The organism is Allotabrizicola aquatica (SeqCode) (genome assembly GCF_965194375.1).
Taxonomy (GTDB): domain Bacteria; phylum Pseudomonadota; class Alphaproteobacteria; order Rhodobacterales; family Rhodobacteraceae; genus Tabrizicola_A; species Tabrizicola_A aquatica.
Genome location: NZ_CBDAEL010000001.1, coordinates 353733 through 368444 on the forward strand (window position 1 = coordinate 353733; position 14712 = coordinate 368444).

The window sequence follows — 14712 nt, forward strand, 5'->3', positions numbered from 1 at the left end:
TGACCGCTAGCCCGGCCTGCCTTGGTTTGCCCGCATTTCAAGGCTAGCATGGCGCGTGACCGCGCCGATTTTGGCGTGGGATTGATCATGCCATTTTGAAAGCCAAGCCCTTTGCCGAGCCCCAATATCATTGCCTATCTCGTGCTGGCGCTGTGGCCCTTTGTGTTTTGGCAGCTCTGGCGGCGGCTGGATCCGGGCCGGGCGCTGATCTGGACGATCTTGGGCGGGTATCTCTTGTTGCCGCCGCTGACCGCGTTCAACTTTCCGCTGATCCCGGATCTCGACAAGATGTCGGTGCCCAATCTGATGGCGCTGGCCTGTGCGCTGTGGCTGGTGAAGGACAAGATCAGCTTTGTCCCGCACAGCCCCATCGGCAAGGCGTTGATTGTGGCCTATGTGCTGTCGCCCTTTGGCACGGTTTTGACCAACACCGACCCGCTGATCTTTCGCGCGGCGATGATCAACGGGATGCGGATTTATGACAGTCTGGCCTCGATCGCCTATCAGCTGATCGCGCTGTTGCCGTTCTTTCTGGCGCGGCGCTATCTGGGCACGCCCGAGGGGATGCGCGCCATTCTGGCGGCCTTGGTGGCGGCGGGGCTGGCCTATTCGGTGCCGATGCTGATTGAGGTGGTGATGAGCCCGCAGATGAACGTCTGGGTGTACGGGTTCTTCCAGCATGATTTCTGGCAGACGGTGCGCTATGGCGGCTATCGCCCGGTGGTGTTCTTGCCGCATGGGCTTTGGGTGGCGTTTTTCGCCTTTATGGCACTGGCGGCGGCGGTGACCCTTTTTCGCCACGTCGCGCCCGAGGCGCGGCCGAAGGCGCTGGTCGTCATGCTGTATCTCGCTGCGATGCTGGTCTTGTGCCGCAGTGCCGGACCCTTGGTTTATGCGCTGGGGATGGTGCCGCTGATCTTGCTGGTTCCGGTGCGGCTGCAGCTGGTGATCGCGGCGGGCTTGGCGGTGTTGGTGGTGACCTATCCGGTGTTGCGCGGGGCGCATCTGGTGCCGATTGACCATATTTTGGCCTTTGCCGACACCCTGTCGCCCGAGCGGGCCTATTCTCTGCGGTTCCGCATTGAGAATGAGGAAATCCTTTTGGCCCGCGCGCAAGAGCGGCCTTGGTTTGGTTGGGGCGGCTATGGTCGGGCTTTTACGCATGATCCGATTACCGGGCGGCAGTTGAACATTGCCGATGGGGCATGGGTGATCTTGATGGGCACCTATGGGTGGGTCGGCTATGTGGCCGAGTTTGGGCTGTTTGCCCTGCCGCTGGTGTTGTTGGGCCGTGAGGCGTTGCGCCAGCCCAAGGCCACGCTCTCGCCTTGGGTGGGGGCGGTGGCGCTGATCCTTGGGGCCAATATGATCGATCTCTTGCCCAATGCGACGCAGATTCCGTTCACATGGCTGATGGCCGGGGCGCTGTTGGGCGAGGCAGAGCGGTTGGCGCGCGCCCGGCGGGCTGCTGACGCCGAGCTGCGGCGCGACCGGAACAACGCCGCCAAACCGCTGCGGACGGTGATCTGATGCGGGTGGATATCGGGGTTTTTGCGCACAACGAGGCCAAGGGCATTGCTGATATGGTGGCACAGCTTTTGGCGCAGGATTTCCGCGGGCTGGAGGCGCGGATCTTGGTTCTGGCCAATGGCTGCACGGATGCGACCGCCGATCTGGCGCTGGCGGCGGGGGTGGAGGTGGCGGATTTGGCCGAGGGCGGCAAGTCGCGCACCTGGAACCGCTTTGTGCATGATCTGGCGCGGGATGCGGCCGAGGTGCTGATCTTTGTCGATGCCGATATCGCGTTTACAGCACCCGATTGTCTGAAGCGGTTGGCGCTGGGGCTGGTGGCAAGGCCGGAGCTTTGGGTGCTGAACAGCCAGCCGGTGAAGGACATTGTCGCCCGGCCCGAGGGGTTGGGGGTCTTGGACAAGATCATTGCGGCGGCGGGTGGGGGTTTGGACGATTGGAAAACCGCGATCTGCGGCCAGCTTTACGCCATGCCCGCCGCGCGGGCGCGGCGGTTTCATTTGCCCATCGGTCTGCCGGTGGAGGATGGGTTTTTGCGTGCGATGGTCCTCACCGATGCGCTGACCGGGCCAGAGGATTTCGGCCGGATCGACGGGCTGGACGGGCTGTCGCATCTCTACGCCAGCGAGCGGCGGATTGCGGCGCTGATCCGGCATCAGACGCGGATTGTGATCGGATCGGCCATCAACTTTGCCGCCTTTGAGGCCTTGCGCGCACTTCCCGAAGAGGCAAGACGCCCGGCGCTGGCGCGGGCGGCGGCCGATGAGGGGTGGTTGACGCGGGCCATGCGTGCGCGGCTGCCAAGCTGGCCCTTTGGCTATGTGCCGCTGCATTTCCTGACCAAGCGGCTTCAGCGGCTTTGGTCCCATCCGCGCGATCTTTTGCGGCCTAAGCGGGTTTTTGTCGCTGTCTTGGGCTTTGGCTTTGACGCGATTGTTTACGTTTTGGCGCAGTATCGTATGGCGCGCGGCACAGGGGCGGGGCACTGGTAGGCCGTTTCGCCTTTTTTCCCTGCCGATTTCTGGCGAAGCCATGGCGAAAATGGGGCATTGTCCCGAAGCCATGCACTTTCCAGATCCCCCTCGGCTTTGGGTAGGAGACGTGCCGCAATTCTGCTAAATTTAAGATGTTTTGATGAAGCTCTTAGGGTCGCGCTTTTTTCAGGTTGGACATTGAATGACGGTGGATGAACGCTTGGCCGGTGTCGCTGACACGGATATTGCCGTTGTGGGCATGGCCGCGCATGTGCCGGGGGCGGGCGATATTGCCGCCTATTGGGCCAATCTGGCCGCAGGGGTGGAGTCGATCCGGGTTCTGTCGGAGGACGATCTTCTGGCCGCGGGCGAGAGCCCGGCGCGCAGTGCCAAGCCGAACTATGTGCCTGCCGCCGCCGTGCTGGAAGGGTTTGAGACCTTTGATGCCGAGTTCTTCGGCTTTTCCCCAAAAGAAGCGGCGATCCTTGATCCGCAGCACCGGCAGTTTCTGGAGGTGGCGTGGGAGGCTTTGGAAAACGCCGCCCATCCGCCCGAGAATTTCAAGGGCGCGATTGGGGTTTATGCCGGCTGCGGCATGGGGTCGTATTTCTATTTCAACCTGTGTTCGAACCCTGATCTGGTCGATCAGACCGGCATGTTCTTGTTGCGCCATACCGGGAACGACAAGGATTTTCTGGCCACGCGGGTGAGCCATATCTTTGATCTGAAGGGGCCAAGCATCAACGTGCAGACGGCCTGTTCGACCAGTTTGGTCGCCGTGCATTATGCCGCGCAGGCGCTTTTGAATGGCGAATGTGACATGGCGCTGGCCGGGGGTGTCACCATCGAATTGCCCCATGCGCGGGGCTATCTGTTCACCGAGGGCGAGATCCTGTCGCCCGATGGGCATTGCCACGCCTTTGACCACCGCGCGCAAGGGACGGTGTTCGGGTCGGGTGCGGGCTGTGTGGTGTTGCGCCGCGCCAAGGATGCGATCCGCGATGGGGATCATATCTGGGCGATCATCAAGGGATCCGCCGTCAACAACGACGGCGCGGCCAAGGCCGGGTATCTGGCGCCTTCGGTGGACGGGCAGGCGCGCTGCATCGCCGAGGCGCAGGCTGTGGCGGGGGTGAATGCCGAGAGCGTGAGTTATGTCGAATGTCACGGCACGGGCACCTATCTCGGCGATCCGATTGAGGTGGCGGCGTTAAGCCAAGCCTTCCGCGAGACGACGGATGCGGTGGGGTCTTGCCGGATTGGGTCGGTGAAAACCAACATCGGGCATCTGGATACGGCGGCCGGGGTGGCAAGCCTGATCAAGGTGGCCTTGCAACTGCATCACCGGAAACTCGCGCCGTCTTTGGGCTATGAGGCGCCGAATCCGGCGATTGATTTTGCAAGCTCTCCCTTCCGGGTGAATGATCGGCTGACCGACTGGCAGGCCCCTGTCTTGCGGGCGGGGGTGAACTCGCTTGGCGTTGGCGGCACCAATGCCCATGCCGTGCTTGAGGAGGCGCCGCCCCGTGCGGCGTCGGAGGAGAGCGTCTTTCCCTTCCAGCCCTTGGTGATTTCGGCCAAGTCGAAGGCGGCGCTGGAGGGCCAAGCCGTGCGGCTGGCCGCGCATTTGCGCGCGCACCCTGAACAGCCTTTGGCCGATGTGGCCTATACCTTGAAGGAAGGCCGCCGCGCCTTTGAAAAGCGCCGGGTGGTGGTGGCGGGAAGTCCTGAGGAGGCGGCAGCCCTGTTGGAAGGGGCCGATGCGCGGCGGGTGTTCAATCATGATTACCTTGGGGACAGTCCCGAGGTGGTGTTCATGTTCCCCGGTGGCGGCGCGCAATACGCCGGCATGGCGCGGGATTTGTATGAAACCGAACCCGTCTTTGCCGATTGGATGGACAAGGGTCTGGCGGTGTTGGAGCCGCAGTTGGATTACGACATCCGTGCGCTGTGGCTTCCGCCCAAGGTCGCTGAGGCGGCGGCGCATGAGGCTTTGAAAAAGCCCTCCGTGCAACTGCCGCTGATCATGATCACCGAATATGCGCTGGCGAAGCTTTACGAAAGCTGGGGGGTTACGCCTGCGGCATTGGTCGGCCATTCGATGGGGGAAAACACCGCTGCGGCCTTGGCGGGGGTGATGAGTTTTGAAGAGTGCATTGGGCTTGTGCTGTTGCGCGGGTTGCTTTTCGACACCATCGCGCCGGGTGGGATGCTGTCGGTGCCCTTGGCGGAGGGGGATTTGCGGCCCCTGATGACGGGGGACCTCGACATGGCATCGGTCAATGCGCCGGGCTTGTGTGTGGTCTCTGGCCCTGATGCGGCATTGAAGAACTTGGCGGAAAGGCTGGCGGCGGAGGGGGTTGAGACGCAGAGGGTGGCCATCGACATCGCCGCCCATTCCCGGATGCTGGAGCCGATCTTGGGGCGGTTTGGCGATTATCTGCGTAGGGTCCGGCTGAACCCGCCAAGCCTGCCGATCATCTCGAACACGACCGGGGTGGAACTGACGGCGGCGGAGGCGATGGACCCGGAGTATTGGGTGCAGCATCTGCGCAATACGGTGAATTTTCAGCCCTGCATGGCGACGCTCATGGCGACAAGCCCGCGCGTCTTTGTGGAGATGGGCCCCGGTCGGCCGCTCTCGTCACTCGCGCAGGCCAATGGGGTGGCGGCGGGTCAGGTCATTGCGGCGCTGCGCCACCCGGAACAGGCGATGGCCGATGATGCTTGGCACATCGGCACGATCGCGCGGCTTTGGGCCTGTGGTGTGGCGGTGGATTGGGCGCAGATCTGGGGCGGCGCGCGGCGCAACCGCGTGGTGCTGCCGAGCTATGCGTTCCAGCGCAAACCCTATTTCATCGAGCCGGGCAAGGCGGCGACGACGGAAGCGCAACCCTTGCCTGCACGCCTTGAGGACATGGCGCAATGGGGTTGGAAGCCGCATTGGAAGCCGGTCTCGGCGGGGTTCGAGGCCGCCGATCTGGCCGAGGCGGCGCGGCAAAACTGGCTGATTTTCTTGGATGATCAGGGGGTGGGGGCGGCCACCGCTGCTGCCTTGCGCGAGGCTGGGCATGAGGTGCGCTGTGTTCGGGCCGGGGATGCTTTTGGCCGCGAGGGGCAGGATTATGTGCTGGCCCCCGAGCGGGGCCGTGAGGGCTATGATGCGCTCATCCGCGATCTGGTGGCCCATGGCCATTCGCCCACCCGCATTGCCCATTTCTGGGGTGTCACGCGGGGGGAAAGCTTCCGCCCGGGGTCGTCGTTCCTGCACCGCAATCTGGAGCAGGGCTTCTATTCGCTGTTGTTCCTCGCCCAAGCCATGGCCGAGGAAAACCTGCCCCGGCCTATTCATCTGACCGCCTTTACCACCGGGGCGGCGCAGGTGAAGGGCGAGGTGCTGGCCTATCCGGAGAAGGCGACGCTTCTGGGGCCGATGCGGGTGATCCCGCGTGAAGTGCCGGGGGTGACGGTGAGCCTGTGTGATCTGGAATTGCCGCCCGCGCCGCGCCGGGGCGTATCGGATGTGTCCGACGTGACCGCCCGCGTGTTGGAGGAATTGTGCCAAGACCCCGGCGAACGGGTGGCCGCCCTGCGCGGTGCGCGGCGCTATGAGCAGGGCATCAAAGCGCAGGCCTTGCCCGAGGCGGGCTTTGCCCTGCCCGATGGGGCGCATGTGCTGATCACGGGCGGTTTTGGCGGCATTGGCCTGACGGTGGCCGAAGATTTGATCCGCCGCTTTGGCGCGAAGATCACGCTGATTGCCCGCCGCGCCCTGCCAGAGCGCGCGACCTGGGGCCGCTATCTGGCCGCGCATGACCCCGCCGATCCGATTAGCCGCCGCATCTTGGCGCTGCAACGGCTGGAGGCTTTGGGGGGCCAAGTGATGGTCGCCCCGGCGGATGTCTGCAACATGGAGGATATGGTGCAGGCGGTGGCGGCGGGGGTGGCGCGCTTTGGCCGGGTGCAGGCGGTGATCCATGCGGCGGGGGTGGTGGATGATGGGCCGTTGATGCTCAAAACCCCGGCGGAGGTGGAGGAGGTCTTTGCCCCGAAGCTGCATGGCACGCAGGTGTTGCACCGGCTGTTTCCGGATGGGTCGATTGATCTGATGGTGGTGTTCTCCTCGACCTCGACGGTGACAGGGCCGGCGGGGCAGATCGATTATGTGGCGGCGAATGAGTATCTGAACGCCTTTGCCAAATCGCGCGCCGGGGGCAAGACTAAGGTGGTTGCGCTGAACTGGGGGATTTGGACCGGGGTTGGCATGGCGGCGGAGGCTTTGGCCGATCGCACGGGCCGTGTGGCGGCGCCGATGGTGCTCGTGGATGCGCCCATGCTGGATGAGGCGGGGTTTGACGGGGCGGGCAACCGGATGTTTGCCGCGACCTATGGGATGGATCGTTGGGTGCTGGACGGGCATCGCACCAAGGCGGGTCAGGCGCTGATCCCCGGCACGGGCTATCTGGAGATTGCTGCCGAGGCCATGCGGGCGCAGGGCGAGGTGGGCGCGTTTGAACTGCGCGATCTGTATTTCTTCCGTCCGCTGGCTGTGGCGGATGGTGACGCGCGCGGTGTCAGGGCCAAGCTGATCCGCAGCGAGGAAGGCTATGGGTTTGAACTGCGGTCCGAGGCGGTTGCCAAGGGTCGGAGCGGCTGGCAGCTCCATGCCCAAGCGCGGGTGGTGCCGATTGCGGCCAATGCGAAGCGGCTGGATGTGGCAGCGATTGCGGCGCGTTTGCCTGCGCCCGAATCGGGCGAGGGGTTGGTCAGCCCGCAAGAGGCGCATCTGAGGTTTGGCCCGCGCTGGCGCGTCTTACGGTCGCGCGCGACGGGCGAGGCGGAGGGGCTGGCGACGCTGGCGCTGCCTGCGCCGTTCTGGGCCGAGGCGGGGGTGTGGCTGTTGCACCCCGCGCTGATGGATTTGGCGACCGGCTGGGCGATGGGGCTGATCAAGGGCTATCGGCCCGATCATCTGTGGGTGCCGGTATCTTACGGGTTGGTGCGGGTCTTGCGCCCCTTACCTGGTGAGATTTTCAGCCATGTCGTCAGTGCCGCCGACAACCGCGCCGAGGGGGCGACGGCGACCTTCAACGTCACTCTTGCCACGCCCGAGGGCGAGGTCTGTGTCGAGATTGACGGCTTCTCGATCCGCCGTCTGGAGGGGGCCTTGTCCTTTCCCCCGCCCGACCCGCGTGAGGTGGCGTTTGACGAGGGCCCGGCGCAGGCAAAACCCCCGTCGCCCGCCGAAGAGCGTTTGATGCATGCCTTTGCCCTAGGCATCCGGCCGGATGAGGGCGCGGAGGCGTTTTCGCGTGCCGTGGCGCTGGGGCAATCGCAGATCATCGTGTCGTCGCTGGATCTGCCCGCGCTGGTGCGCCAGACCGCCGAGGCGGAGGCGGCGAAGTCGGAGGGGCAGTCTTTCGAGCGGCCCGATCTGGACACCGCCTATGTCGCGCCGCGCAGCGATATTGAGCGCACGCTGGTGGGGTTCTGGCAGGACCTTTTGGGTGTGGGCCAAGTGGGGGTAGAGGACAGTTTCTTTGATCTTGGCGGCCACAGCCTGATTGCAGTGCGCCTGTTTGCGATGGTCAAGAAGGCATATCGCTTGGATTTCCCGATCTCGATCTTGTTCGAGGCGCCGACGGTGGCCGCCTGTGCGGCGCTGATTGCCGCCGAGGTGGGGGATCTGGGCGATGCCGCGACCCCAGACAAACCCGCCGCTCCGGTGCGGCGGTTCACCCATCTGGTGCCGATGCATCAGGGCGAGGGCGGGCCGCGTCAGCCGTTTTTCCTTGTCGCGGGCATGTTCGGCAATGTGCTGAACCTGCGGCATCTGGCGCAACTTTTGGGCGGAGATCGGCCGTTTTATGGCCTGCAAGCGCGCGGGCTTTTGGGCGATCAGGCCCCGCATCAGACCCTGCCCGAAGCGGCGGCGGATTACATTGCGGAGATGCGGCAGGTGCAGCCGCAGGGTCCCTATATGCTGGGCGGGTTTTCGGGCGGCGGGCTGACCGCGTGGGAGATGGCGCGGCAGTTGGTCGAGGCGGGCGAGGCGGTGTCGGTGCTGGTGCTTTTGGACACGCCCTTGCCGATGCGGCCGGGCCTGAGCCGGGCGGACAAGGCGGCTATCAAATGGGCAGAACTGCGCGCCGGGGGGCCAGGGTTTCTGGCGACATGGGCGCGCAATCGCTGGGCCTGGGAGATGCAAAAGCGCCGCGCCAAGGCGGATGCGGCGAGCCCCGTGCAGTTTCACAATGCTGCGATTGAGGCGGCCTTCCGTCAGGCGATTGCGGTCTATGCCATGCCGCTGCGGCATGGCCCGACGGTGCTCTTCCGCCCGCCGTTGGACCGCAAGTGGCCGGTGACGGGCGGCAAATGGGTGTCCTCGGCCAAGGAATATGTGTTTGAGGACAATGATCTGACCCGGTTCGCGCCGGGGTTGGAGGTGATCGAGGTGCCGGGCGATCATGACAGCATGGTGCTAGAGCCGAATGTGCGGGTTATGGCGGCCAAGCTGAAGGCGGTGATTGCGCGGGTTGAGGGGGACAAGAGCAATGTCGTGCCCCTCGCCACGGCGGCGGAGTAGGCCATGGCGCGTGTGTTGACCGTCATTTTGAACTGGCGCACGCCCGCGATGACGCTGCGCGCGGTGGAGGCGGCCTTGGCGGCGCTGGAGGGAATCGACGGCGCGGTGGTGGTCGTTGACAATGACTCGGGCGATGGGTCGTTCGAGCGGTTGACGGCAGAGGTGGCGTCGCGGGGTTGGGACGCGGGCCCGCATCAGGTGCGCGTGCTGCAATCGGGGCACAATGGCGGCTTTGGGGCGGGCAACAATTTTGGCATCCGCGCGGGTCTGCCCGATGGGGCGAGGCCGGATTACGTCTATATCCTGAATTCCGATGCCTTCCCCGCGCCGGGGGCCATTCGGGCGCTGGTGGATCATCTGGAAAGCCACCCCGCAACCGGGTTTGCGGGCAGTTTCATTCATGGTCCCGATGGCGAGCCGCACCGCACGGCCTTTCGCTTTCCCTCGATCCTGGGCGAGTTTGAGCAGAACATCCGCTTTGGCCCCGTGTCGCGGCTTTTGGCGCGCCATATCGTGGCGCAGCCTTTGCCGCAGGCGACGGCACGCGTGGATTGGCTGGCTGGGGCCAGCATGATGATGCGGATGGATGTGTTGGACAGGATTGGTCTCTTTGATGAAACCTTTTTCCTGTATTTTGAGGAAACCGATCTTTGTCGCCGTGCCGCCCACGCCGGTTGGCCCACGGATTATGTGGTGGAAAGCCGGGTGGCGCATATCGGGTCGGTCTCGACGGGCATGAAAACCTGGGGCCGCATCCCGCAGTTCTGGCTGGACAGCCGGTTGCATTACTATGTGAAAAACCACGGGGCGGCTTACGCCTTGGCCGCCACGTTGGCCACGGTGGCGGGGGGTGCCTTGTGGCGCGCGCGGCTGTTGATTGATCGCAAGGACCGGGGCGATCCGCCGGGGTATTTGCGGGATCTGACCGTGCATGGGCTGCGCGCCATGATGCGGCCCCTTTTTCCGGGCAAGAAACCGCGAGCCAAGACCCGCCCCATCGCCTGAGGGCCGCCGCGCATCAGGCGCGGGAAGGAGTGCCAGATGACCGTGTTTTCTGTGTTGCTGATCGGCAATGAAAGCCTGACCCGTGAATGTGGGCAGGTTCTGCTGGACCGGGGCCACCGGATTGCGGCGGTGGTGACGCGCAATGCGGATGTGCGCACATGGGCGCGGGGCGCGGGCCTGCGGGTGGAGGCGGCGGGCGACTGGGCGGCGCTGGCGGGGCTGTCTGTCGATTGGCTGTTGTCGGTGGCGAACTTGGCGGTGATCCCGGGTGACGTGCTGGCGATGGCGCGCAAAGGGGCGGTTAATTTTCACGACGGGCCTTTGCCGCGCCACGCCGGTTTGAATGCCCCGGTTTGGGCGATTTTGGCGGGTGAGGCGCGGCATGGCATCACCTGGCATCTGATCGAGGGCGGGGTGGATGAGGGCGATATTCTGGAGCAGCGGCTCTTTGACATTGCGCCGAATGAGACCGCGGTGACGCTGAACACGCGGTGTTTCGAGGCGGGGATGGAAAGCTTCCCGGCGCTGGTGGACCAGTTGGAAACTGGGCTGCGGCGTGTGAAGCAGGACCTTACGCTGCGGTCCTTGCATCTGCGCCATGATCGCCCCGCTGCGATGGGGCGGATTGATTTTGCCAAGCCCGCCGAGGAGGTGGTGCGGCTGGTGCGGGCCTTGGACCATGGGCGCTATTGGAACCCCTTGTCCACCGCCAAGATCGCCACAGCGGACCGGGTTCTGAACGTCGGTTCTGCCGAACTGGCTGAGGGCGCGGGGGTGCCGGGTGCGGTGCTGTCGGCCACGGCTGAGGGGCTGGTGGTGGCGTGTGGCGTGGGGGCGGTGCGGTTGAACCGTTTGACCTGTCAGGTGAAGGGCGGGGCGGTCTGCCCGTCCAGCATTGCCGACCCTCTGTTGCCTGCCTTGACCGAGGGTGCGGCGCTGACGGCGGCGCTGGCCGCTGTGGTGCCGGGCGAGGCGGCATTGCGCCGGGCCTTGCAGCGGTTGAACCCGGCGCAGGTGTCGGGGGCTGGGGCGGCTGCCGTGGCGCATTGGCAGAGCCTGCCTGTGTCGGGTGATCTGGCGAGCCTTGCGCTGGCCGTGGCCCGGGCGCTGGGCCAGCCCAGCGTTGACCTTGCCTTGGGCGGTACAGGTCTGCCGGGCTATCTGAGCGATTGGGTGCCGGTGACGGTGACCACCGAGGGCACGATTGCCGAGGCCAAGGCGCGGGTTGTCGCGGCGTTGGCCAAGGCCGAGGCGCCGCCGTCTTTCCCGCTGGATCTGATGACGCGGGACTCTGCGCTGATGGGGCTGAGCGTGCCGCAGGTGGCCTTGGGCCGCGCGCCGCATCCGGGCAGCGTGGTGACGCTGGCGGAGGGCGCTTTGCACTATGACGCCGCGCGGCTGGCCGAACCGCAGGCCAAGGCTTTGGCCGCGCGCATTGCCCATGTGGCGGCGGAGCTTGCCCGCCTGCCGGGGGATACGCTGGTGCAGGAGGTTTCGGCCCTGACTGAGGCGGAGCGTACCCATGTGCTGCACGGGGTGAATGCCACTTTGGCCCCGCGTGCGCCCACAACGATACATCAGGCGTTTGAGGCGCAGGTGGGCCGCACGCCCGATACCGTCGCGCTGGTCTGTGAGGGCCAAAGCCTGACCTATGCGGCGCTGAATGCCCGGGCCAATAAGGTGGCGCATGTGCTTATGGGCATGGGCGTAACCCCCGGCACGCTGGTGGGGCTGTGCACAAGGCGCAGTCTGGATCTGGTGGTAGGGGCTTTGGCGATTCACAAGGCGGGCGGGGCTTATGTGCCGATGGACCCGGCCTATCCGGCCGATCGGATTGCGCTGTTTATTGAGGATTCGGCCTGCCCGGTGGTGGTGACCCAATCGGGTATCGCCCTGCCGCCGCATGGCGCGCAGGTGTTGGAGTTGGACACCGACGGGCGGATCCCGTCAGCCCCCGACACCAACCCCGAGACGGGCGTCAGCCCGGCGGATCTTGCCTATATGATCTATACCTCAGGATCGACCGGCCGGCCCAAGGGTGTGATGGTCGAACATCGCAACGTGGCCAATTTCTTTATCGGGATGGATCAGCGGATTGGCCCGGAACCGGGGGTTTGGCTGGCGGTCACCTCGCTGTCCTTCGACATTTCGGTGTTGGAGCTGTTCTGGACCTTGGCGCGCGGGTTCAAGGTGGTGATCTCGTCCGATGAAAACCGGGCCTTGGTGTCATCGGGGCGGATTGCCAGCGCCCAGAAGATGGAGTTCTCGCTCTATTACTGGGGCAATGATGATGGGCAGGGGCCGAAGAAGTATGAGCTTTTGCTGGAAGGCGCGCGCTTTGCCGACAGTCACGGCTTCTGCGCCGTCTGGACGCCGGAGCGGCATTTTCACGCCTTTGGCGGGCCTTATCCGAACCCATCCGTGACCGGGGCCGCCGTGGCGGCGGTGACGAAGAACCTCGCGGTGCGCGCAGGCTCTTGTGTGGTGCCTTTGCACCATCCGGCCCGGATTGCCGAAGAATGGGCGGTCATTGACAACCTGACCAACGGGCGGGCGGGGATTGCGGTGGCAAGTGGCTGGCATCCCGATGATTTCGTGCTGCGCCCGGAAAACACGCCGCCCGCCAACCGCGATGCGATGTTTGCCGCCGCCGATCAGGTCCGGCGGCTTTGGCGTGGTGAGACGGTGGAGTTTCCCACCGCAACGGGCAGCTTCGGTGTGGTCAGCCAGCCGCGTCCTGTGTCGAAAGAGCTGCCGATCTGGGTGACGACCGCTGGAAACCCCGCCACATGGCGCGAGGCGGGGGAGATTGGGGCGAATGTGCTGACCCACCTACTTGGCCAGACGATCGACGAGGTGGCGGGCAAGATTGCCATCTATCACGAGGCCTTGCGCAAGGCGGGGCATGATCCGGCCAAGTTCACCGTGACCTTGATGCTGCACACATTCGTGGGCCGCGACCGTGAACAGGTGCGGCGTACAGCCGAGGGGCCGATGAAGACATATCTTGGCGCGGCGGCCAATCTGGTGAAGCAATATGCTTGGGCCTTTCCGGCCTTTAAGCGCCCGCCGGGGGTGACGGACCCGATGCAGATCGACACGCGGCAGCTGTCGGCGGAGGAGACGGAGGCGATCCTTGATTTTGCCTTCCAGCGGTATTTTGAGGAGTCGGGGCTGTTTGGCACGGTTGAAGATGCGCTGCAGCGGGTGGAGGCGTTGAAGCGCATCGGTGTGACCGAGGTGGCCTGTCTGGTGGACTATGGCATCGCACCCGAGAAGGTGCTGGAGGGGCTGTATCCCTTGGCCGAGGTGGTCAAGCGCGCCAATGCGGGGGGCGGCGTGGAGGAGGGGGATTTCTCCATCGCCGCCCAAATCCTTCGCCATGGGGTGACGCATCTGCAATGCACCCCGTCGATGGCGCGGATGATTGTGATGAACGACGAGGCGCGTAGGTCGCTGTCAGGGGTGAACACGCTGATGATCGGGGGTGAGGCGCTGCCGGGAGCTTTGGTGGCCGACTTGCGCCGTGCCACGTCGGCGCGGATTTTGAACATGTATGGGCCGACGGAAACCACGATCTGGTCGTCGGTGAATGAGGTGGGCGAGGTCGAGCCGATTGCCAATATCGGCACGGCTTTGGCCAATCAGCAGGTTTATGTGCTGGATGATGACTTGGCCCCGGTGCCGCCGGGCACGGCGGGGGCGTTGTGGATTGGCGGTGATGGGGTGACGCGCGGCTATTGGCAGCGGCCGGATCTGACGGAGGAGCGGTTCAAGGCGGATCCGTTTGTCACCGCGGATCGCGCTTGCCCTTGGGGCGCGCGGATGTACCGCACCGGTGATCTGGTGCGGCTGCGCGAGGATGGGCGGCTGGATTTCTTAGGCCGGGCCGATTTTCAGGTGAAACTGCGCGGCTATCGCATTGAGCTTGGCGAGATTGAGGCGGTGCTCGAGGCGCAACCCAGGGTGACGCAGGCGGTGGTTCTGGCGCGGGAAGACAGCCCCGGCGATTTGCGGCTGGTGGCCTATATTGTCGGCGCAGCGCAGGAGGCGGGCTTGCGGGCCGAACTGGCGGCGGTGCTGCCGGAGCATATGATGCCTGCGCATTTCGTGACGCTGGACGCCTTCCCCCTGACGCCGAACCGAAAGGTGGACCGCAAGGCGCTGCCTGCGCCCCATGCGGCCCCGGTGACCGAGGTGTTTGTGGCGCCGCAAAGCGATATCGAGGCGCAGTTGGCGGCGATCTGGGGGCGGATCTTGGGGGTGCCGAAAGTGGGGGCCAAGGACAATTTCTTTGCGCTGGGCGGGCATAGCCTGTTGGCCGTGCAGGCGCATCGTGAGATTCGTGAGGCCTTGGGGGTGGCGAAGCTGTCGATCACCGACATCTTCCGCTTTCCGACGTTGCAGGCCTTGGCCAAGCACTTGGATGACAGGCCAAACCCGCCCCCTGCGCTTGCGGCGGCCCCGGTCAATGACCGGGCCGAGGCGCGGTCGGATGCGATGGCGCGGCGCATGGCGATGCGGGCACGGCGTGAGGCGGTCTGATATGCCGCTTCTCGCCGCCCCTCATCGTCGCCCGGGCGGGCGCTCTTCGGGGCGGTTAAATCCTATATCTGA

5 protein-coding genes are annotated in these 14712 nt (G+C 65.0%); all 5 read left to right on the forward strand.

What is annotated here, in order from left to right; genetic code table 11:
• Positions 1-111: 111 nt before the first annotated feature.
• Positions 112-1530, forward strand: a complete 1419-nt coding sequence (locus AC72UB_RS01750; RefSeq protein ID WP_505188236.1) for an O-antigen ligase family protein — start codon at positions 112-114, stop codon at positions 1528-1530.
• Positions 1530-2522, forward strand: coding sequence for a glycosyltransferase (locus AC72UB_RS01755; RefSeq protein WP_505188237.1), 993 nt, complete (start codon positions 1530-1532; stop codon positions 2520-2522). The genes AC72UB_RS01750 and AC72UB_RS01755 overlap by 1 nt, the downstream gene beginning before the upstream one ends.
• A gap of 184 nt (positions 2523-2706) precedes the next feature.
• Complete coding sequence (locus AC72UB_RS01760; RefSeq protein WP_505188238.1) at positions 2707-9090, forward strand: type I polyketide synthase; 6384 nt, start codon at positions 2707-2709, stop codon at positions 9088-9090.
• Between the two features lie 3 nt (positions 9091-9093).
• Positions 9094-10095, forward strand: a complete 1002-nt coding sequence (locus AC72UB_RS01765) for a glycosyltransferase (protein WP_505188239.1) — start codon at positions 9094-9096, stop codon at positions 10093-10095.
• Between the two features lie 36 nt (positions 10096-10131).
• Entirely contained in the window at positions 10132-14640 is a 4509-nt protein-coding gene (locus tag AC72UB_RS01770; RefSeq protein ID WP_505188240.1) for a MupA/Atu3671 family FMN-dependent luciferase-like monooxygenase, read from the forward strand.
• Positions 14641-14712: the final 72 nt, after the last annotated feature.

Excerpts from the sequence above, each read along its gene's own strand:
- AC72UB_RS01760 (WP_505188238.1), top strand. The coding sequence starts at position 2,707 with ATGACGGTGGATGAACGCTTGGCCGGTGTCGCTGACACGGATATTGCC.
- AC72UB_RS01770 (WP_505188240.1), top strand. The coding sequence starts at position 10,132 with ATGACCGTGTTTTCTGTGTTGCTGATCGGCAATGAAAGCCTGACCCGT.
- AC72UB_RS01755 (WP_505188237.1), top strand. The coding sequence starts at position 1,530 with ATGCGGGTGGATATCGGGGTTTTTGCGCACAACGAGGCCAAGGGCATT.
- AC72UB_RS01765 (WP_505188239.1), top strand. The coding sequence starts at position 9,094 with ATGGCGCGTGTGTTGACCGTCATTTTGAACTGGCGCACGCCCGCGATG.